Source organism: Eggerthella sinensis, from assembly GCF_003339815.1.
Lineage (GTDB): Bacteria > Actinomycetota > Coriobacteriia > Coriobacteriales > Eggerthellaceae > Eggerthella > Eggerthella sinensis.
Map to the genome: position 1 here is coordinate 1 of NZ_PPTT01000042.1, position 20,958 is coordinate 20,958.

Annotated in this window: 16 protein-coding genes and 1 pseudogene; 5 read left to right on the forward strand and 12 right to left on the reverse strand. The window is 66.3% G+C overall.

The window, feature by feature from the left end:
- The 4 genes and pseudogenes from C1876_RS16230 to C1876_RS18165 form a co-directional block, all read right to left on the reverse strand.
- Positions 1-743: pseudogene (locus C1876_RS16230) on the reverse strand (hypothetical protein); the annotation flags it as partial.
- 219 nt (positions 744-962) lie between these two features.
- The gene (locus C1876_RS16235; RefSeq protein WP_148044602.1) at positions 963-1,508 is read right to left on the reverse strand and encodes a hypothetical protein; all 546 of its coding nucleotides are present in this window, start codon (positions 1,506-1,508) and stop codon (positions 963-965) included.
- Positions 1,509-1,577: 69 nt separating this feature from the next.
- Positions 1,578-2,261 carry a hypothetical protein gene (locus C1876_RS16240; protein WP_114547771.1) on the reverse strand — a complete coding sequence of 228 codons (684 nt, stop codon included), beginning with the start codon at positions 2,259-2,261 and terminating at the stop codon, positions 1,578-1,580.
- 209 nt (positions 2,262-2,470) lie between these two features.
- Positions 2,471-3,040: a helix-turn-helix transcriptional regulator gene (locus C1876_RS18165; RefSeq protein ID WP_114547772.1), complete on the reverse strand. Its 570-nt coding sequence runs from the start codon at positions 3,038-3,040 to the stop codon at positions 2,471-2,473.
- A gap of 190 nt (positions 3,041-3,230) precedes the next feature.
- On the opposite strand from C1876_RS18165, the gene C1876_RS16250 reads away from it, so the two are divergent.
- A complete protein-coding gene (locus tag C1876_RS16250; RefSeq protein ID WP_244910185.1) occupies positions 3,231-3,566 on the forward strand; it encodes a hypothetical protein in 336 nt (111 codons plus the stop codon).
- Here C1876_RS16250 and C1876_RS16255 read toward each other — a convergent pair.
- From C1876_RS16255 to C1876_RS16265, 3 genes are all read right to left on the reverse strand, one after another.
- Positions 3,563-4,171 (reverse strand): molecular chaperone TorD family protein, encoded by a 609-nt coding sequence (locus C1876_RS16255; RefSeq protein WP_114547773.1) that lies wholly within the window; start codon positions 4,169-4,171, stop codon positions 3,563-3,565. The genes C1876_RS16250 and C1876_RS16255 overlap by 4 nt on opposite strands.
- 77 nt (positions 4,172-4,248) lie before the next feature.
- The gene (locus tag C1876_RS16260; protein ID WP_114547774.1) at positions 4,249-4,878 is read right to left on the reverse strand and encodes a 4Fe-4S dicluster domain-containing protein; all 630 of its coding nucleotides are present in this window, start codon (positions 4,876-4,878) and stop codon (positions 4,249-4,251) included.
- Positions 4,875-7,994: a molybdopterin dinucleotide binding domain-containing protein gene (locus tag C1876_RS16265; protein ID WP_114547775.1), complete on the reverse strand. Its 3,120-nt coding sequence runs from the start codon at positions 7,992-7,994 to the stop codon at positions 4,875-4,877. Before C1876_RS16265 ends, C1876_RS16260 begins: the two co-directional genes overlap by 4 nt.
- 219 nt (positions 7,995-8,213) lie before the next feature.
- Between C1876_RS16265 and C1876_RS16270 the strand changes: the two genes are divergently transcribed.
- Positions 8,214-9,809, forward strand: a complete 1,596-nt coding sequence (locus tag C1876_RS16270) for a response regulator transcription factor (protein WP_114547776.1) — start codon at positions 8,214-8,216, stop codon at positions 9,807-9,809.
- An 8-nt stretch (positions 9,810-9,817) separates the two neighbouring features.
- Here C1876_RS16270 and C1876_RS16275 read toward each other — a convergent pair whose 3' ends face one another.
- Positions 9,818-10,714 carry an NAD(+)/NADH kinase gene (locus tag C1876_RS16275; RefSeq protein ID WP_114547777.1) on the reverse strand — a complete coding sequence of 299 codons (897 nt, stop codon included), beginning with the start codon at positions 10,712-10,714 and terminating at the stop codon, positions 9,818-9,820.
- Positions 10,715-10,781: 67 nt separating this feature from the next.
- Here C1876_RS16275 and murJ point away from each other — a divergent pair, with 67 nt between their 5' ends.
- Both murJ and C1876_RS16285 read left to right on the forward strand, forming a co-directional pair.
- Positions 10,782-12,878, forward strand: coding sequence for a murein biosynthesis integral membrane protein MurJ (gene murJ, locus C1876_RS16280; RefSeq protein WP_114547778.1), 2,097 nt, complete (start codon positions 10,782-10,784; stop codon positions 12,876-12,878).
- 37 nt (positions 12,879-12,915) lie between these two features.
- Positions 12,916-13,821, forward strand: coding sequence for a LysR family transcriptional regulator (locus tag C1876_RS16285; RefSeq protein ID WP_114547779.1), 906 nt, complete (start codon positions 12,916-12,918; stop codon positions 13,819-13,821).
- 60 nt (positions 13,822-13,881) lie between these two features.
- Here the strand turns inward: C1876_RS16285 and C1876_RS16290 are convergent, their stop codons facing one another.
- Positions 13,882-15,717: an FAD-binding protein gene (locus C1876_RS16290; protein ID WP_227112976.1), complete on the reverse strand. Its 1,836-nt coding sequence runs from the start codon at positions 15,715-15,717 to the stop codon at positions 13,882-13,884.
- A gap of 237 nt (positions 15,718-15,954) precedes the next feature.
- Here C1876_RS16290 and C1876_RS16295 point away from each other — a divergent pair, with 237 nt between their 5' ends.
- Positions 15,955-17,475 (forward strand): helix-turn-helix transcriptional regulator, encoded by a 1,521-nt coding sequence (locus C1876_RS16295; protein WP_114547780.1) that lies wholly within the window; start codon positions 15,955-15,957, stop codon positions 17,473-17,475.
- Positions 17,476-17,575: 100 nt separating this feature from the next.
- On the opposite strand, the gene C1876_RS16300 is transcribed toward C1876_RS16295, so the two are convergent.
- The 3 genes from C1876_RS16300 to C1876_RS16310 form a co-directional block, all read right to left on the reverse strand.
- Entirely contained in the window at positions 17,576-19,222 is a 1,647-nt protein-coding gene (locus tag C1876_RS16300; RefSeq protein WP_114547781.1) for an FAD-dependent oxidoreductase, read from the reverse strand.
- Between the two features lie 32 nt (positions 19,223-19,254).
- Positions 19,255-19,722, reverse strand: coding sequence for a hypothetical protein (locus C1876_RS16305; RefSeq protein WP_114547782.1), 468 nt, complete (start codon positions 19,720-19,722; stop codon positions 19,255-19,257).
- 152 nt (positions 19,723-19,874) lie between these two features.
- The gene (locus C1876_RS16310; RefSeq protein WP_114547783.1) at positions 19,875-20,882 is read right to left on the reverse strand and encodes a hypothetical protein; all 1,008 of its coding nucleotides are present in this window, start codon (positions 20,880-20,882) and stop codon (positions 19,875-19,877) included.
- Between the last annotated feature and the right edge of the window lie 76 nt (positions 20,883-20,958).

Here is a 20,958-nt window from a genome sequence, read left to right on the forward strand (position 1 = left end):
GGATTGGGTTCGGGATCGGTGGGGTCGACGGCCGGCTCGGCGGGGTCGGTGGCCTCCTCGAGCGGCGGCTCATCGACGAAGGGGTCGTCCTCGTCGGGCGTCTCGGGTACTTCCGGGGTCTCGGGCGTCTCGGGTGTTGCAGGTGCCTCGGGAACCTCCGGGTCGTCGATTGCAGGCGGTACCGGCGCATCGGGATTGACGAGCTCGCGGCCGTCAAGCTCCCACGCGTACGCCAGCACGTTGTCGTTCGTGCCGCGATAGATGGTGGTCAAAAGCGCGTCGGCAGCGTTCGTTGCGTCCTCGAAGCCGAAGCATTCCTCCGTCTCGGCCTTGTCCGCAAGCTCGAACTCGTCGGGCAGCTCGACCAGCTTCGGGCAGGCGAAGAACGCGCGCGTCATGTCCTTGACGTCCTTCGGAACGTTCGCGACCTCAGCGAGATTCGCGCACCCCTCGAACCAGTGTGCCAAGCTCTCGGCCTCCACCTTGTCGGCGAAGATCACGCGCTTGATATCGTCGCCCCACCCCTCGGCGAGCCACGGCACGTCCTCGACGGTCTCGAAGCCGACGGCCTTGCCGTCGCCGTCGATCACGAACGTCCCATCGTCCCACAACTCGGCCACCACCGCAGCGGCCTCGTCCTGGCCGATAGGCCACGCGCGCTCGTGGTCCGGCACCGTCGGCGTCTCCGGAGCAGGCTCCGGCTCGGGCGTCGGCGTCGGCTCAACGGCCGGAGGAGCCACCATCACATTGTCCGGAGGCTCGGGTGCCGGGGTCGAAACCTCCGGCTGAGGTTCGGGTTCGGCGCTCTTCGGCGTTTCCGCAGCAGCCGGCTCCGAAGCCGCAAAAGAAAGCGGCGCCGGCCACAAAATACCGAAGCAGAGCAAGAAAGCCGCACCCAACCGGGGTGCGGCTTTCCGCAGTACGATGCTATGTAATGCCGGCTTCGCCATGAAGCAAAACGATTAAACGGTTTCCAACGTCCAAACGATACTTGCGACGGGCAGGCTTGCGTTAATACCATCCTTGGTGGCATTAGCAATGCTGCCGGTGAAAGTGATAGTGCTTACAGCATCCTTCGCAATGGTCGGAGCGTCTGCAACTGCCTGGTCAGCACCCATATAGTCAACAAGATCGGCTACCGTGGTACCGATTGTGGCCTTCACGTTGATCGCGTTGTCGCCTGTCACGGCATCCGCTTTTACAAGATTTGCGCTCGCATCCTTCGTAACAGTCATTTTAGCAACCTTAATGCCCAACGTCGAATGGTTGGTAAACTTGTAGTCACCGAATACCAACGTCCCATCAGTGGCGGCAACGCCGCTCAAATCAGGGGTGGGGACGGTAACGTTGATCTGCCCAAGCGCTGTCGTGTTGGCGGTAACAGTGCTTGTCATGGTACCGTCATTGAAAGTCGTATCCTCTGCAAACGCCGGGACCGCGCACATTCCTGCTAGCATCGTTGCTGCGCATACGCCTACGACGCCTTTTTTCAAATTCGAAATCCTCATCATCGTTCCCTTTCTCTCATGCCATTACGTTGCCAAATATGCTCTACGTATCCTCTTGCGGAAGGCCCCTTAGCCTTCTACGTGAATAACAATTTCAGCGGCCGCTTGGCCGGTCTGCTTATGCGTTTCACGATCGTAGCCCGTGAACGTAGCAACGGCAGCGTAATCACCGGGATCGAGATCCTTGGTGAGCGTGATGTTCTGGATGTGCTGGTCAGGTGCAAGAGCGGCAGACTCGTATACCGTCTCGCCCGTGTCCTTCAGCGTGATGACCACTTTCTGGTCCATGGGGTTGGCGGCGATGTTCTCGATGCGGGCTTCGCCCTCGGACGCGCCGTCGGGGAAGCTGATCGACGCGGCGATGGAAATGTTCATCATGCCCTTGGCAACCTCTTCGTTGAGCGCTGCCTGGATTTCTTCCTTCGACTTGCCCTCGAACTGTCCCTGAGACGCGTTCGAGTCGTACCAATCCTCGAGCGCAGGCTGCTGCGTCAACACGACGCCGGCCGTGACGGCACCGGCGACGGCAACGACGGCGATCAAACCGGCGAATACGTGCTTGGACATACCGAGAATCTTGCCGGTTTTCTTGGCAGCTTCGGCGGCGGCTTTGGATGTTGAAGACGTGGTTTTGGAGGCCCCGGGGTCGGCTGCACTCGAAGCAGACGCCGGATCAGAAGGGACGTCGGAACCGCTTGGTTCGACGTCATCTACTGGAAGGCTCTGCGTGCTCGTCGTCTCTTGCTTGCTCATACGTACAATACCCCTTTTATTGGAAGCCCCCCTGTTATAAACATGGGAACTTAGTACGCTAAGATACGCCACGGGGGATGGTAAGTCAATGGAGTTGAGCGGAATAATTGGAGCGAGTTCAACTTTTTTGGAACATGACGTTATTACCCATATGATCAGGAATTTTATTATCCTGTATCGAGAATTTGACCATCAAGCACAGCCGAGTGTCACCCGCGCGCACCCAGGGCTTCGACAAGCTGGTCTTTTCCTGCTACACCCGTTTTTCGGTAGAGGTTGCGTATATGCGTTTTCACGGTATCGCCCGACACGAACAGCTCGCGCGCGATCTCGGAACGCGTGCGACCCTGCAGCAGCAACGCCAGAATCTCCTCCTCGCGGCGCGTGAGATCGTAGGTGCGCGCCGCCCGCGCGCAACGCGCCTCGAGCGACTCCTCCCCCTCCCGATACCGATCGACCAAAGCCCTGAGTTCCTCAACCTGCTGCACATCGAACGCCTCGGAACGTCCCCACGCCTTCCGCAGAACCCCACCCACCAACGTCGAGCATGCGCACAGGAGCACAGAAAACAGAGCGGCAGCCTCATCACCGTACGCTTCGCTGAAGGCAAGACAGCCAACGACCGCCCCGGCGAACACCACAACCCGGTAAAATGCCACGAGGACGTCCGATCGGGAATGACCGTCGAGGTACGCGACGCGTACGATTGCGCAGCATCCCAAGCAGAACGTCACGCCGACGCTCACCAGTATGATTGCCGTAGCCAGCAGATCTGCCATGCCCCGTCCCTCTCGTGAATCGAGGTGCCCCTCGACCGCCCTTTACCGCCGTCAACGATACCATGCAACCCAGATCAGCGCAGGGGTGAATTAAATCACCGTTGTCGCCGGGGCGCGCGCGGTGATAGGTTCGAGCCAGATCGGAGCCCTCGCTTCGACCATCATCGACCGAAGGAGGATAGCATGTACGGTGAACATCACGAACAACACGGACGAGCTGATCACGCAGTGGTACAAGCTTCCCCTCAATCACGTCACGCTGTGGAGCGAGAACCTCGGCTACATCGATGACAGCCTGGGAGCGGGCGCTGTGCTCGACGACGCGTTCGTCTTCGCGAACGAGAACTACAATCGCGAGGAATTGCTCTCCATTGAACCCGGCGAGTCGCAGACGCTCATCCTGCCGTTCAAGATCAACAAGAACGTCCTCGTCGACCAGAGCGCGTTCGACCAGCTCGACCCGTCCGATTTCTGCCTCCAGTTCGTCGACTTCGCCTCCGGCACCGCGTATCGGTTGTGGCTTTAGGGGGCTTGCAGCGCGTCGGCTTTTGCGTAGAGGGCGCAGAGGCGCACGATGCGGGCGTAGCGGTCGTCGCTCCGCTCCGAACAGATGACGGCCGCTTTCTCCACCCAGCAACCCAGATGCTGCTTGAGGAATTCGTCGGCTCGGGCGCGAGCGCACCCGTCGTCCGACAGGAGCAGGAACGCCATGAAGGCGCACTCGACGGCCAACGAGTCGGCGTGCAGCGACGCGACGATTTCCGGCTGTCCCGCCAGGTTGCGATATTCGAATCCGACCCGCCGGTAGCAACGCTCCACATGAAGGCTGTGCGACCCGGTCACCGCGGGAAACCGCCACACCTCGCCCCGGCGCTCGGCCCCGCGCACCGCCTGCTCGAACAAGGGGACGTACGTCGGCGAGCACGGCACGACGGTGCGATCAAACAGCTCCTGCTCAAGCGCACCAGGGTCGAGCGCCTCGCGATCTCCGTTCGGGGCGCACGGCAGCCCCGCCGCCTCCCCAAGCCGCTCGACGAGCGCCTCGGTGTCGCGCGTCGGCACGTTGATCAGCGCGAAGGCGAGCGCTGCATAAGTTTCCGCACGAAGCGAATCAATGGTGGGCGAGGTCATGAGCGCACTCCTTGGAAGTCGCGCGCGGGGACGGGGCGCCGAGGCGCCGCATCCCCGCGCAAAGGGAGGGAGGGGTATCAGTTGCCGACGGGCACGCCGCCGCGGCAGACGCCGGACGCCGCGGGCGCCTCCTGGGTTGCGGACAGTCCGAGGTAGTAGACGGCCACCTCGCCGTCCAATTCGGCATGGAGCCGCTCGGCGTCCACCTCGGCCAGGCGGCGGGAGATGTCGCTTTCGGGGTCGTTCAAGTCGCCGAACAGGCGCGAGTTCGTGATGCACGTGCTCACGCATTTGGGCTGCATGCCCTTCGACGTACGGTGGTAGCAGAACGTGCACTTCCCCACCACGTTCCGCTCCTCGTCGTACCAGCGCGCGCCGTAGGGACAGGCCGTCATGCAGCTTTTGCAGCCGATGCAGTCGCCGGCGTTCACCAGTACCACGCCCTCGTCGACGGTATAGGTTGCGCCCGTCGGGCACGCGCCCTGGCACGGAGCATCCTCGCAATGGTTGCACAGCTTCGAGAGGTTCGCGCGCCGAACATCGGGATAGGCGCCCGTATCCCACGACTCCACCCAGGTGTTGAAGCAAGCGGTGGGGGTTTCGTTCTCCATCTTGCAGGCGACGGCGCACGCGTTGCATCCCACGCACGTGGCCAGATTGATGAGCATGCCGAACCGAGGCGCGGCAGAGGCCGATGACTGCGTCATAGTGTTCCTCCTGAGGCTTTCTTGATGCGGTACGCGCCGCCCGAACGTCCCGGGGTGGCGGCTTCGGGATCGGACAGGGGCAGCACGCCTTCCACCTGCGGATCCAACATGGTTTGCAGGTGGATGCCGGCAGCGATGGCGGGATTGCCGGGACGCTTCTCGCCGTCGATCTCCACATCCTGCGCGCCGTAGGCCACGTGCCCGTAGCCGTACGCCACGGCGAACGTGCCCGACGCGATACCGCCGCGCACGAGCGCCGGCGCGCGCATGACGTCGCCCGTGGGGTTCTCCACTTCCACGTCGTCGCCGTTCGCGATGCCCAGCGACACGGCGTCCTCGGCGTTCATCTCCACGAAGTTCTCGGACGCGATCTGCTGCATGACGGGACTGTTGGCCAGCATGGATATCGACCGGAACTTCGGCTTGTAGTTCGTGGACGCGAACGGCCACTCCTCCTTCGGGTACAAATCGCGCAACAGCGTGCGGTCGGCGCAGGTTTCGGGTTGCCAATGCAGCACGCCGCTCTCGTAGTCGCCCGTGTACAGGTTCTTCGCCGACCCTTTGCTTTCGCTGTAGAAGCACGTCTGGTAGCTGGCGGCGTACGCCGAGCGGCCCTGGTCGTCGTAGGCGTCCGTAAGCGGCCAGAAGCGCCCGCCGCGCGACAGCACCTGCAGCACCTTCGGCCACTCCTCCTCCGTCACGGCTTGCTTCCACGATGCGGGCAGCTCGTCGAGGCCCTGCACGTGCGCCTCGTCTTCCGCGATGTCGGGCACAGGGTCGTTGCCGGAGTAGGCCAGATTGGCCACCGCCTTCAAGAAGTAATCCGATGCGTCGTTGAAGGCAAAGGGCGTTCCGTCAGCGCTTTCGATGGCGTTGTCGCCGAAACCGGGAAGCTCGAGCCGCTTCGCCATATCGCACAGAAACGCCTCGTAACTGGCATGGCGACCATCGGGCAGTACCATGGTCTCCGGTTCAACCGCCTGCCAGCGCACCGTGTTGCCCTTGCCGTTCCAGTAGCCTTCCTGCGTGCGCACGCCCCAGCTTTCGTAGGGCGTGGTATCGGGGATGACGTAGTCGGATAGCTGCGCCGATTCGCCCATCACCACGTCGCAGGTGACGGCGAGCGGTACCACGTCGACGTCTTTCAGCGCGTCCATGATGGGCGCGCGCAGGGCACCCGACGACGCTTGCAGGGGCGTGGCCATCCAAGTGAACGTGATCTTCGCCTGGTAGGGATAGGCATTCGCGATGGAGCAGATGGCCTGGTTATCGGCGGAACCCGTCACGGGATACCACGGCAGCTTCGGTCGGGGGTTCTCCTCGGTTGCGGCGCGGCGCTTGTATTCGGAGGTGTCTTCCCACGCCACGCCCGTGCGCGCGATGGATGCGCCCGACGCCTTCGGCTGGTCCTTGATGGAGGACAGCCGGTAGCGCGTCTTGTCGCCGAACGCGTCGCCGCTCTCCCGGCGGGGAACCATGCCGCCCCGCATGTTGTTGGACCCGATGAGCGCGTTCATGATGGGATAGATGAACGTGGCATCCGACCCGTTGGCCTGGGCGGACCCTCCGAAGAGGCCGCAGAAGGCCGCCTTCGTGCCGTGGGACGTGAACTCCGCGGCCATGCGCTCGAGCTCCTCGACGGGCACGCCGCAGATGGCCGCGTACTCCTCCACCGTGCGTTCGAGCACCGACTCCTTCAACAGGGAGAACGCGGAGCGCACGCGCACGCCGTTGACCTCGCCCTCGTAATCGATGGCTGCTTGCTGGCACACGGTGTGCAGAGCGGGCTGCGCCGCACTCGCATTGATGACGACGAAATAGTCCTTCTTCTTGTCGTCGTCGACGGCGGGCGCGGGCGTTTCCATCCCCGCATCCTCGGCACGCAGGAACATGCGGTAGCGTTCGTGCCCTTCGTCTTCGACCACCAGGTAGCTCGCGTTGCTGAACGCAGCGTAGCCGCCGGCCACGGCCGCCTCCTGCGACGGGAAGGACAGCGCCGTTTCGTTGTACGTGCCGTTCTCGATGATGATGCGGATGAGCGCCATGCCGAATGCGGCGTTCGTGGCCGTGGTGATGGGGAGCCAGCGCACGTTCTCCATGGCGGTGGTGGCCACGCCGTTGCCGAGCGCCGGGTCCACGATGTCGATCTTCGCCGTGCCGGCGGCCAGCGCAGCCGAGGCCCAATGGGCGATGCCCTGCATGCTCTTGCCGTTCGCGCCGGGGAACATACCGCAGCAGATGACGTATTCGCTCTCAGTGAAATCGGCGCACAGCGCGCGGTACGACTCCTCGATGGCGTAGAAGCCGGCGTTCTCCGACCCGCCGCACGTCGCGCCGTGGCCGATGTTGTTCTTGGTGCCGAACGCCGACGAGAAGCGGCTGCCCACTCCCGAGCGACCGTCGCCGCGGCTGCCCAGCATGACCAGCTGGTTCGCGACCGGCCCCAGCTCGGGCGCGTCGGGATCGAGCGGCGTGCTCGTATCGTGCAGCGCGCGGAACCCTTCGATCTCGCGATCTTCCCCGAGGTCGGCGAACAGCTTGCCGCCCTCGCACAGCTCCTCGATGAGCTGATCCCAGCCGATGGGCTTCCACTTCCCCTCACCGCGTTTGCCCGCGCGCTTGAGCGGCACGGTGATGCGATCGGGTTGGCGGTACGCGTCCCAGGTTCCGTTGCCGCGGCCGCACAACGCCCCGTGCACGTTCTGCCCGCCCGCCGCAAGGCTCATGGAGCGGTATGCGCTTTCGAGCGGCTCGGTGTGGTCGAGATACGGATAGGCGTTGTTCGGGTTGTACGGATTACCGCCGACGCCGAACATCTTGCCCGTCGCGCGATCGATGTGAACGCGGTTGCCGCACGAGCTGTAACAGCCCAGGCATGCGCTGTAGCGCACGATCACGTCTTCGTTCACCTCGACGCTTCCCGTCGAGGGATCGACGATGGCCTCGACGGGGTTGCCCCTCCGCGGCTCGGGAGCCGCTTCGGGCTCACGCTCCCGCGGCTTCCCCGCACAGCCCGCAAGGCCGAGCCCCGCCGCCGCTGCCACGCCCGCGCCTGCCGTCACTTGCAAGAAGCGTCGGCGGTCGAGCGTCAACGGCCGTGTATCCGATGCGTGCATACCTTCCCCTTTCCTCGTCCCCGGCCCGACCGATTGGTTGCGAGCCGCTCATCGCATGCTCCATCAGCGCGCGCCGCCTGCCCATCGCAGGATATGGGTAAAAGGGAAAAAGGCCGTATCACCCCTCACCATAATCTGGTGAAAACATGCCGCGAAAAGGGGCTTTCCGCAGGAAGCGGCTATAATGAAGCTCGGGGATGATGCAAAAGGGGGGACCCTATGGGCGGGTTGAAGCACACCGACGATTTGGCGACGACCGTGCGCACGTTCGCACAGGGCCCGGTGGGCATGGGGCTGCTGCTCGCCTGGTACTACTGCACGTTTTACTCCTGCGTGCTCGTTTGGCCCGATTGGACCATCCGCGAATCGGAGCAGTACTGGGTGGTGTCCATGCTGGCCTCGGCGGCCACCTGCATCGCGCTGTTCGTCTGCATGCGACGGGGACGACGCATCGGCGGCGCGCGCAGCTGGGGCTTCGCGGCAGCGGGATGCGCGTCGATGGCAACGGTGCTCATTTTCGCCAGCTACATGATGGAACCCGTCGACCGACAGCTCGTGTTCGTCGGCGCGGCTCTGGCCGGCATGTCCATGCCGTTTCTCCTGCTGCTGTGGACGAATGCGCTCAAAACGTACCACGAAGGCATCATCGAGTTCTCGGTGCCGGCCGCGTTTTTGGTGGCGCTCGCCCTCTACCTTCCTCTCGTGGCCATGAAGAACCTCGTTTCCGTCGTGGTGATCGCCGCGCTGCCGCTCGTGTCCGTGGCCATCGCCGCGCGCTCGTTCAATCGGCAAAAGCACGAGACCCCGAGCGGCGAGCGGACGGGCTTGCTGGGGACGGCTGTCCCCGCGTGCCGCGACAGCAGGCTGAACGTCAAGGGCTTCGGATGCGGCTTCTACCGCAACGCCAAAGGGCTGTGGAAGACGTGCGCCCTGTTCGTCATGCTGTGGTTCAGTTTCGCCTTCTTCCGCAGCTGCGTGTCGCCCACCTACTTCACCGACCGGTTCGACCACTACCTGCTGCCCTTCGCCTGCGCGGGCATCCTGGCCGTGGCCTTCTGCTGCATGACGCTGCGCAACGCCCGGAAGATCGGGCTGTTCACCACGTATCGATGGGTGCTTCCGTTCATGTGCCTCGGGTACGCGATGATGTTCTTCCACGATGCGAACCTGAGCCGCATCGCGTTCACCGTGAGCTTCGTAGGGCTCGTGGGCATTCAGCTGTGCTTCATGATCGTCGTGTGCAAGTTCGCGCGGGCGCGCGATATTCCGGCAGGCCAGGTGCTGCTGCCCCTGTTCGCGTGCATCGGCATCGGTGCCGCCGGCGGCTCGGCCTGCGGGCTTTGGGCCTTGGAGAGCATCGCCGAATCGGGCGTCCTTGCCTGCGCGCCCCTGCTCATGGTGGCGCTCATGGCCGCGATGATGGCCTGGGGCGTCGATGCGGACGATCTCGTGGCGCAGCCCGAGCGCGCCGTGTCCAAAGACGAGACGGCGAACGGCACCATGTTCGTGTTCGCCTCGTCGTCGGCCAAGATCATCGACGGCGTTGCCGTGGAGCAGGCCGGCACGTTCGCGCGACGCTACGGCCTGTCGCCGCGGGAACGCGAGATCCTGGGGTACCTCCTGGCCGGACGCAGCCGTCCGTTCATCAGGGACGAACTGGTGCTGTCGCTCAACACCGTGAACACCCACGTGCGCAACATCTACGCCAAGACGGACGTCCACTCCCAACAGGAGCTGCTGACGCTCGCCCGCGAGCTGCACGGAGCCACGCCCCGCGTCGAGGAAAATCGGCCGCTTCTCAGAAGGACGCCCTAGGCAAGCCTCTAGAAGAACACCTTGGCGGCGTGCTCGTAGAAGCCTTCTCGCTGGTAGCGCAGCAGCGTGGTGGGCACGGCGCCGCGGGCGACGTAGACGCGCTTGACGGGCAGGTCGAAGGTGAGCAGCTCGCCGTCGGCGAACAGGGTGGCCTCGCGCGTGTCGGCGTTGCGCGACAGGTCCATCTCCACCACGTCGTTGGCCGCCGTCACGATGGCGCGCGAGTGCAGCGTGTGCGGCGCGAGCGGCACGGCCACGAGGCCGTTGAAGCCGGGGGCCACAAGCGGCCCGCCCGCGGACAGCGCGTAGGCCGTCGACCCGGTGGCCGTGGCCACCACGAGGCCGTCGCCGCGCATGTCGGCGATGTGAGCGCCCGAGATGTCCAGCGAGAAGTCGATGATGCGGCCGTTCGCGCCGCGCGTCACGGCCAGCTCGTTGAGCGCGAAGAACGTGCGCGCGGGGTTGTCGAGGTCGGACGCCGGCGCATCGCTCTCGTCGTCCCACGGGTCCGCCTCGCCCTCGCACACCACGTCGATGCGCAGGTTCGTGCGCTGCTCGGCCACCACGTCGCCCGCGAGGGCCGACGACACGATGGCGATGACGCCGTCGTCGCTCGAGTTAGCCAAGAAGCCCAGGCGCCCGAAGTTGATGCCGAGGATGGGCACGCCCGCCGTGCCGATCTGGCGCGCCGTGCGCAGGATGGTGCCGTCGCCTCCCAGCACGACGGTCATCGCCACGCCCGCGGCCAGAGCCGCGTTCACGTCGTCGTGGTCGCAGCGGCACGAGAGATCGGACGAATCCACCAGCGTGTAGTCGAGGCCCTGCGTCGCAAGATACGTGGCCAGCAGCAGCGATGCATCCACCGCCTGCGAGTTGGAATTATTGCGTACGATGAGGATGTGCATGAGGGTCCTCTTTCCGGGTTTGCTATGATGGGGCCATTATATCCGAAGCATGAGGAAGCGTCCGTCCATGTCCGACAAGCTCGCACGAGCTCAACACACGCGCGTTGCCGAACCGGCACTCGAGCAACCCGTCGCCGCTCCTCAGCGCCTTGGCGCCTCGCACGCGCGCGCCGCCGACCCCGGCTCCACCTCGGAAATCCGCGTGGGCGGCCGTCACGCCGGCCTCGACCGCACCGCCATCGCGGCGGCCGTGGCGCAGCAGGTGGTGCCCAAGCCCCAACCCCGGCTCGACCCCGCCAGCGCGAAGGCGCGCCTGCGCACCGCAGCGCCCGGCGAAACCTCGGAAATCCACATCGGCGGCCGCCACGCGGGCGCCGATCGCACCACCCCGCGCCGCGACCCGTTCGAGCCCTCGACGCCCGACCCGCGCGCAGCCGCCCGTCCCACGGTGCCCAGTTCGCGCGCCGAGCGCGCGGCGTTCGCCGGCTCCACGTCCGAGCTGCCCATCATCAGCAAGCACGCCGGCGCCGACCGCACCCTCGCCCGCGCCCCGCAGCCCGAGCCCGAGGACGCCACGGCGGCCGTCGGCTCGTCGGCGGCGCTCATCAGCATCTGCGTGATGATCTCGCGCATCACCGGCTTCGCCCGCACCTGGATCATGGCCTTCGCCCTGGGATCGACGCTGCTGTCCAGCTCGTACCAGGTGGCGAACAACCTGCCGAACCAGCTCTACGAGCTGGTGGTGGGCGGCATGCTGGTCACGGCGTTCCTGCCCGTGTACATGTCGGTGAAGAAGAAGCTGGGGCAGCAGGCCGGCAACGAGTACGCCTCGAACCTGCTCACCATCGTGGTGCTGTTCCTCGGCATCGTCTCGGCGTTCTGCATCGCGTTCCCCTCGGTGGCCATCTACACGCAAAGCTTCTACTCCGATCAGTCGGAAATGACCCAGTCGGTGTTCTTCTTCCAGTTCTTCGCCATACAGATCGTGCTCTACGGCGCAACGGCCATCGTATCGGGCCTGCTCAACGCGAACCGCGACTACCTGTGGTCGTCCATCGCCCCCGTGGCGAACAACATCATCGTCATCGCGACGTTCATCCTGTACGCCGTCGTGGCGCCGCAGAACCAGGAGCTCGCGCTCTACATCATCGCCATCGGCAACCCCTTGGGCGTGTTCGTCCAGCTGGCCATCCAGCTGCCGGCGCTCAAGAAGAACGGCATCCGCGTGCGCCCGCGCATCAACTTCCGCGACCCCGCGCTGCGCGAGACGCTCGGCCTCGGCATCCCCGCCGTGTTCGTCATGCTGTGCTCGCTCATCGTGGTGTCGGTGCAGAACGCGGCATCCTACAGCTTCGCCGACAACGGCCCGTCCATCCTGCTCTTCGCCCGCCAGTGGTTCACGCTGCCCTACGCCTTCCTCGCCGTGCCCATCACCACCGCCATGTTCACCGAGCTCTCGGAGATGCAGGCCGAAGGCGACGGCGAAGGCGTGAAGCGCGGCATCATAGGCGGTACGAACCAGATCCTGTTCTTCATGATCCCCTTCGCCCTCTACCTCATGGTGTTCTCGCTGCCGCTCGTCACGCTGTACCACGCGGGGGCGTTCACCATGGAGAACGTCTCGTCCATCGCCACGTACATGGCGGTGCTGGCGTTCGCGCTGCCCGTGTACGGCGTGAACACGTACCTGCAGAAGATATTCTCGAGCCTGCGCAAGATGGGCGTGTTCGCCGCCTTCAACTTCGTGGCCGGCGCGGCGCAGATCGCGCTCACGATGTTCGGCGCGGCGCACATCGACCGCTTCCCCATCGAGATCATCGCCGTGGCCGAGGTGCTGTTCTACGTGGTGGCCGACGTGTGCCTGTTCGTGTACCTGCGCCGCCGCCTCGGGCCGTTCGGCCTGCGCTCGGTGGTGAAGGCGTGCGCGAGCGGCTTGCTGTTCGGCGGCTTGGGAGCGGCGGCGGGCGGCGGCGTGCTGTTCGCGCTGCAAACGTATCTGGCGCCGCTGTCGGGGTCGATCCCCCAGGCGTTCGCGTACGTCATGGCCGGCGGCATCGTGGCGCTCGTGGTGACGTTCGGCCTGTCCATCAAGCTGCACGTGCCCGAAGCGACCTTCGTCAGCTCGCTCGCGGCCAAAGTGAAGGGCAAGCTGGGACGCGGATAGTTCGAGCCGGCCAGAAAGCCGGAAGAGGAGGCGCGCCGTGGAGCTGCACCAGTTGAGGTACATGGCCGCGGTGGCGCGGTGCGGGAGCGTGGCGAAGGCCTCGGAGGAGCTGTATGTGTCGAAGCAGGCCATTTCCAAGGCCATCCGCTCGCTCGAGCAGGAAGCGGGCTTCGAGCTGTTCGACCGCGGCGAGCACATGCGCCCCACCGATGCCGGCAGGGACATCCTCGTGCACGCCGAGCGCGTACTGGGCGAAGTGGACGAGATCGACCGGTGCATGCAGGCGCGCAAGGCGGGCGCGGGCCCGCAGGAGACGCTCGCCATCGCGTTCAAGTCGTTCCCCCTCGATTACCTGTTCTTCCACGACGGGCACGAGGCGGTGGCCCTCATCAACGAGTTCGCGGCGCGCACGCCCGGCTGCAGCGTGTCCACCTTCAAGATGTCGGACACGGCCGTGTTCAACGCGCTGGAAGAAGGCGCCATCGACCTGGGGTTCGTCCACGGCGCGTACAAGCGCCCCGGCATCAAGCTGCTGCCGCTCGGCCCCGTGGAAACGCGCGTCATCACGCTGCACGAGAACCCCTTCTGCGCGAAGGCTCCCGTGCGCATCGCCGACCTCGAAGGGGTTCCCATCAGGAGCCCCTTCGACTTCGACCTGTACACGAACAGCTTCATCGCCGCCTGCCACGAGCGCGGGTTCAACCCGATCTTTCGCGAGGTGCCCCTCAACGACCGGGCCATCGACGCGTTCTGCGCGGGCGGCGGCGTGCACCTGCAGCCCTACGACCCGCTCATGGAAGCGGCCTACCCGCAGTCGGCCTTCATGCCGTTCCACCCGAGCGACCGCATCGAGCTGCCGCTCTGCCTTGCGTACAGCGAGGCGCTTGCGGGGCCGCTCGCGCTCAAGCTGGTCAGCTTCATCCGCAACGGCCTGCGGCGCTAGCGGAGGGCGGGCGCAGCGGGCGCGGGCCCGCTTCCCCACGCCCGCGCCCGCCCGTGCGTCCTACTTCTCGTCCAGCAGCGACTTGGCGGCAATCCAGCCGGTGATCCAGCTCGTACCCACGCCGCCGAACACCGTGGAGTTCCAGAAGCATCCGTAGTTCGCCTCGCCCGACAGGCCGCCGGCCGTGGTGGCGTTGGCGTACAGGCCCTCGATGAGCGTGCCGTCCTCGCGCATGACCTGCAGATGTTCGTCGGTGCGCAGACCGCACATGGTCTTGGCCATCTGGCTGCCCACGATGGCGCCGTAGAACGGCGGCTGCACCACGGGATGGAGCCACGAGGGATCGTACGGCGTGGACATCTCGTCGTCCACGCCCTTCTCGCACAGCTCGTTGTACTCCTTGACGGCGCGCGTCAGCACGTCGCGATCGAGCAGCAGCATGTCGGCCAGCTCCTCGATGGTGTCGGCCTTCTTCACGGCGCCGCGCTCCACCGCCTGGTCCACCTCGCTCAGCCAATCGGCCGACACGAGGCCCTTCGTGTCGATGAGCGTGCTCGGGTCGGTGATGGGGATGCGGTTGCGGTCGGTGCCGGTTTCGGTGAGCACGTTCTTCTCGAACACGGTGGTCGGGAAGTTCGCATCGCAGATGGAGTACACGTGGTGCCCCACGGCCGACATCCACGCGGCGCAGTTGCTCAAGTCGCCCATCTGCCCGCCCGGGTTCGCGAACAGTTCCTGCGTGGCCGCGAAGTACGGCTGACGGTTGCCGCGCTTGTCGATGATGAGCCACGGGTTGTGGAACAGCTGGCGCTCGCCGTGCCAGAAGTAGTGCCAGAACTGCCCGTCGCCGCCGGCCGTCTCCTCGTCGATGGCGCCTTCCCAGCAGCTCCACGAGTCGAACCCGGAGAAGTCGGCGCCCATGCCGAGACCCATGCGGAAGGCCTCGCCCGTGTGCGACGGCATGGGGCCGCCCTGCACGGTGCCCTCGAAGGCGCTCGGGAGGTACGCGCGGATGAGGTCGCGGTTCATGCCGAAGCCGCCCGCGCACAGGATGACGCCCTTCGACGCCTTGAGGAAGCGCTCAGCGCCGTCAGGCCCCTTAGCAACGATGCCCACGACGCGGCCGCCGTCGGCCACGAGCTTCTCGCACTTCGTGGACAGGCGGATGTCGGCGCCCGCGGCAAGCGCGACGGCCTCCATGGCGTTCGTGGGATTGTCCATGCCCAGCACCACGCTCTGCTTGCCGCTGTGCACGTCGGCGTCGTGCCAGATGGGGCCGAAGCACTCCATGTTCATGCCGTCCTGCTCCATGATCCAGTCGCAAGCCGCGCCCGACATGAGCAGCTGGTTGCTGAGGAACTTCTCGTCGATGGAGTAGGCGTTCTGCTCTTCGTACATGCGCGTGAACGCCTTGACGTCGGGCGGGAACGTGGGCACGCCGAACTCGAGCTCGTTTTGATCCTTCGAGCCGCCGAACACGTTGGCGAACGTGCAGGCGTGGCGGCTGGCACCGCCCACCTGGCCCTCCTTCTCGATGCCGATGACCTTGAGCCCCTGCTGCGCGAGGAACGCCGTGGCCACGATGCCGCCGCCTCCCACGCCCACGATGATCACGTCGGCCTCGTCGTCCCACGATGCCGGCGGTTCCACCGGCATGATGGGCGCCGCGTCGGGCAGGTTCGCGTCATGGACGCGCTCCACGAGCCGCGCGGTGATCTCGTTGTCGGGCTCGGTGTTTTCGGCGTGCGCCTGCTTCGACGACGCCGGCGCCGCGGCGCAGCCCGTGAGCGCCGCGCCGCCAAGCGCGGCGACGCTGGCGGCCAGGCCGCCCTTGACGAACATCCTGCGCGAGAACGCGTTGGCAGATTCCCCCTGCTGATCGGTATACGTATGCACGTTGATCCCTCCGTCAATCGAATTGATGCGATGCCGGGCCGCGAAAAGGTCCGGCATCTTCGCTGATGCCCCTCGAGGTGATGCTCCGTTCAACACGTGTTTCAACGCTGCAAGCGTATCACGGGGAACCGCGCCCCCTCGTCATGCATGCATTGACGAGGGGGCAACTTCTCGTTGTCGCCAGGCGGTCGTGCTATGATTGCGCCTAGTGCGTTCGTCTTCTCAAGAAACGGTGTCATGAACTTCAACGTATTGAGCGGCTCGTCCTCCTGGCTCGCCATCGTCGGCGCAAGCTTTTTCTGGTCGTGGATGGATCACGCGATGTTCGGCGATGCGCTGTACTTCGCGCTGACGCCGGGCGACGGCGACTTGAGCCGCGCGCTCAGCCTGGCGCAGACGTCGTTCATCGTCATGCTGGCCGCAAGCGTGGCCGTGTTCGTCGTCTGCGCGCTGCGTGCGCGACGCGCCCCCGCCACTCCCTGGAACATGAAGGCCACCGTCGTCGCGGCGGCGCTCGGGTTCGCGGGCAACGCCGCCATCCTCGTTTCCGCCAGCGCCGGCCTCGCCGCGCCCACCGTGGCGAGCGCGTTCGTGTCGGGATGCGCCATGGCCGTGCTCAACGTGTCGTGGGGGCGCATCTGCGTGGCGCAGGGGCCCGTCAAGGCCATGACGCACATCTCGGGCGCGTGGGCGCTCGGCCTCGTGCTCAACATCCTCGCCGAGGGGCTCACCCCCGTGGCCGAAGGCGTGTTCATCGCCCTCCTGCCGCTCTTGTCCTGCGCGCTCTACATGGCGGACGCCCGCCTGCAGCAAGTGGCGCTGTACCGCGTGGACGAGGCCGCGGGCGACGCGCCCGACCGCAGCACGCGCCCCGCCCCGGTGCAGGTGCTGGGCGTCGACGTGCGCTTCCCCCTGTTCATCCTCGTGTTCTGCATCGCGTTCGGGCTCATGTGCAGCTTCGAGATCTTCTCGCCGTCCGAGACGGCGCCCAGCTCGGTGTTCGATATCGTGGGGCTGCGCGGCATCGTGTCGCTCGTGTTCTTCGTGGCCGGCCTCACTGCCCTCGCCCGCCACATGGAGCTCCTGTTCAACGCCTGCCTGTCGTTCATGGTGTTCGGCGTGGTGGCCATGACCATCGGCCTGTACACGAACGACGTGCAGGGCCTCACGCGCGTGTTCATCCCCATCGGCTACGCCGGGTTCGACATCCTCGTATGGACGCTCATCGCCTTCTACGGCAGCACGACGCGCACGCCCTCGCTGCGCATCATCGCCGTGGCCATGGGCGCCGAGCAGGCGGGCATCCTGGGCGGCCAGCTCATCGGCACCGCGCTGGGCGGCGCGGCGAACGCGGCGAACAACGTGGTGCTCATGGTGCTGAGCTACCTGCTGCTCATCGCCGTCATGGGCCTCGCGCGGCTGTGCACGGTGCTGTGGCGCCGACAGCGCGTCGACGAGGCGAACGCGATGCAGGTTGACGACGCGGACGGCGGGGGCGATGCCGCGGGCGATGCGGACGGCGAGGGCGATGCCGCGGGCGACGCGCACCTCGACCGCTTCGCGGACTCCTACGGCCTCACGAAGCGCGAGCGCGACATCTTCGCCCTGTTCGCCGAGGGCCGCAGCGCCCCCTACATCGCCGAGATGCTCGTGCTGTCCGAGAACACGGTGAAAACCCACCTGCGCCACATCTACACGAAGTGCAACCTGCACAATCGCCAGGAGCTGCTCGACGCCATCGAGGCGTTCAAGCAGTAGCGCGAGGCAAGGGGGCGAACCCGGCGCGCCCCCGCACGCGGACGGGCCCGGCAACCATCGGTGCCGGGCCCGTCGCGCAGGGAGGGAATGGGTGGTCGGGTTAGCCGCGCAGCAGCTCGTGCGCCCGGTTCGCGGCGACGCGTCCACCGTTGAGGCACTCGGCGCTTGCCGAGCCGGGCACGTCCATGGGATACACGTCTCGGTACAGCATGATGCCGTCGAGCCCGATGGCGAACACGTTCTCCATCACGCCGCCCGCCTCGAGCACGGGGCGAAACTGGCGGTCGGTTTTCACGCCGCCGAGCGGGCCTTCCATGCATTCGTGGATGCGGCCGATGTAGAACGGCGGGGTCTCGATGGGCAGCAGGTACTCCGCTTCCTTGCCGAAGATGTCGTCGACGCCGGCGGCGCACTTCGCGTTGTAGTCGTCCACGGCCGCCTTGAGGGCCACCGGGTCGAGCCCGGCTTGCTCGGCCACCTCGTCGAGCGTGTCGGCGCGGTAGCCGTCGTCGCCTTCCTTGATGATCTTCTCCCACTGCGCCGCCACGTCGACGCCCCACTCGTCGGCGTTCGCCTTGTCGTCGGCAATCTGCTTCTCGAAGATGGCCTGGTCGAACACCGTGTAGGCGATGCCGTTCTGCTCGTGGATGGGCGCCGACTGCGTGATCTGGTTCTCCACGCGGAACACGAGGCTCTCGTCCACGAAGCGGTCGCAATCCTGGTTCACCCAGAGGAAGGGGCCGCCGAAGCAGAACTCCGTCCACAGCGGGCCGAACACCTCCACCTGGTGGCTGATGCGGTTGTACTTCAGGTAGCACACGCCCGTGAACTCGGCCGCGCCGGCGGCCAGCACCATGTTCACGCCGTCGCCGAAGTGCCCCGGGGTGCCGATGCGCTCGAGCGTTTCCAGGTTGAAGCCGTGCTTGGACAGGCGCTTGTCGTCGTTGGCGAAGCCGCCGGTGGCCAGCACCACGAACGTGGCCTCGTACTGCACGAGGTCGCCGAACGCGTCGATGGCGTACACGCCGTTCACCGCGCCCGCATCGTCGTAGCTGAACTCGAGCGCGCGGTTGTTCAGACGGATGTCGGCGCCCGCGTCGCGCAGCTGCTGCTGCATGGGCAGCACGTAGCCCACGTAGGCCGCGCCGTCCTGCCACCAGTGGAACGACTCCACCTTGCCCGACGTCGCGCCGCACGGGTAGTTGTCGATGAGGCCGCTCAGCTTGCAGCCGCACTCGTCCACAAGCCACTCGATGTTGTCGGCGGACGCGTCGATGAGGTCCTTGTACAGCAGGCCGTTCGGGCACCACTGCGCCTTGCCCAGCTCTTCCTGCATGATGACGGAGCGGTCGCACGACACCTGCTGCTCCTTCTGGAAGCGGGAGTCCACGGCGAACGTGCCCTCCACGCCCTGGCCGTTGCCCCCGAGCGTGGCCTGCCCCTCGAGCAGGATGAAGTCGTCGCCGTTCTTGGCCGCCTGCACGGCGCAGGCCAGGCCCGCGAAGCCGCCGCCCACGATGACGATGTCGGTGGGGATGACCTCCATGACCTCGTCGGGGTTCACCTCGATGCCCGAGCAGTTGATGGTCCCCTGCTTCGCGGACGCGCCGCCCGCGCCGGCGCCTGCTGCGGCGGTGCCGCCGTCCGCCGCCTTCTGCGGGGCGCAGCCGGCCAGGCCGCACACCGCGGCGCCGGCCGCGCTCAGGGCGCCCAAGGTGACGAAGTTCCTACGAGAAATGTTCTCCATGATCGTGCTCCTTCACGTATACGATTCGTCGCTTAGTTTTTGGAAAAGCCCTTGTCGGCGTTGTAGGACACCGCCGTGCCGTTCACGTTCATGCTGGCTTGCGTAACGGCGTAGCGGTAGTTCACCTGCTGGCTGTCCTCGCGCGCCGTGCTTGCCTGGACGGCCTGGATGGACACCGTGATGGTGACGTCCTGCACGTCGAGGTCGGCGACCTTCTTATACTGGAGCAGCTTGTCGAAGAATTCGGCGTACGCGGGATCGTCCTGCGAGATGGTGGCGGGGCTGTCCGCGTCGGTCAGGCCCATGTCCATCATCGTGAACAGGTCGCCCGCCGCCATGATCACCTGCTTGGCGTTCGTGCGGTCCTCCCCCGCCACCTCCGCTGCGGCCTTGCCGCCGCCGGCGCATGCCGACAGCGCGAACATGGCCGCAAGCGCGAGCGCGACGAGCGCCATCAGACCGACGCGCGCCGTCTTCTTGTTCGTTGCGTTCCCTTCCATTGGTTCCCCTTCCTTCGTGACCTTCGCACCACCTTGTTGGTGCACCTCGTATCATGAAGGGGAGCGCGGAGGCGCGCGACACACGAATAGAACGATACTGCCGCGGGGCGCAACTTCACCTGAAAAGGATTACTTGTTGGCGTTTTACCTGGTTATGAGCGTTTTTTAGCCACGATGAGCGCGGCGAGGGCCACGGCTGCCGCGCCGGCGAGGGCGGCGACGGGCAGCGGGTCGGCCGTCTTGGCGAGCGCCTTCGACGAGCCGACGCGGGCCTGCGGGCCGTTCGACGTGATGCGGGCCTGCGGGTTGCCCGCGCTTGCGGAAGGCACGGCGGCGCCGGAGGAGCTGGCGGAACCCGAGGACGAGGACGGCGCAGGGGCGCTTTCAGGTTGCGGGTCGGGCGCGGGCTGCGGTTCAGGCGCAGGCGCGGGCGCGAAGAGCGCCGTGACGGTGGCGTCCTCGACGACGCGGTCGAACGGGCGGTCCCACCCCGTGAACGCGAAGCCGTCGGGCGACGCGACCTCGGGGGCGACGGCCGCCGAGAACAGCGGCACCGTCTGCGTTTCGAGCACGGCCCCGTCCCATCCGACGAAGGTCACCGCGCGCGTGGCCGTGATGGCGAACGAGCCGTCGCTTCGCAGGGTGCCGATGCGCTCGCCGTCCTCCACCACGTTCATGCCGTCGCTTGCCACGAGGGAGCCGGCATCCACGAGCTGCGCGAGCGACGTCGCCCCGAACGGCGCCACGAGCGTGCCGAGCGTGCCGCCGCCCAGGGAGCACGCGTCCACCGCCAGCGGCTCGCCCGCCGCGACGGCCGACAGGTCGAGCGTGCCGCCGGCCACCGCGAGCGTGCCGATGCGCACGCCCGCGCCCACCGCCAGGCTGCCGCCCGCCTCCACCGTCACGTCGCCCGCGGCGGCGGGGTCGGAGGCGGCGGCCATCCCCGTGACGGTCACGTCCGCGCCCGTCACGTGCAGCGTCGCACCGTCCCAGGTGTACGCGTCGGCCGGGCCGGCGACCTCGAAGGGGTTCGCCGGTGCGGCCAACGCCGCGCCGGGCGCGGCGCACAACGTGAGAGCCAGGAGGACGGAGGCTGCGAGCAGGACGAGACGTGCGGCGCGCGAGCGCGCGTGCGGGGCGGGGGCGGTTCGTACGGACATGGGCGAGCTCCTTGAAACGATGGCGCGGATAGCGAGTCGATGTCCGGAGCCTAGCACGCCCCCGCCACCCCCGCAC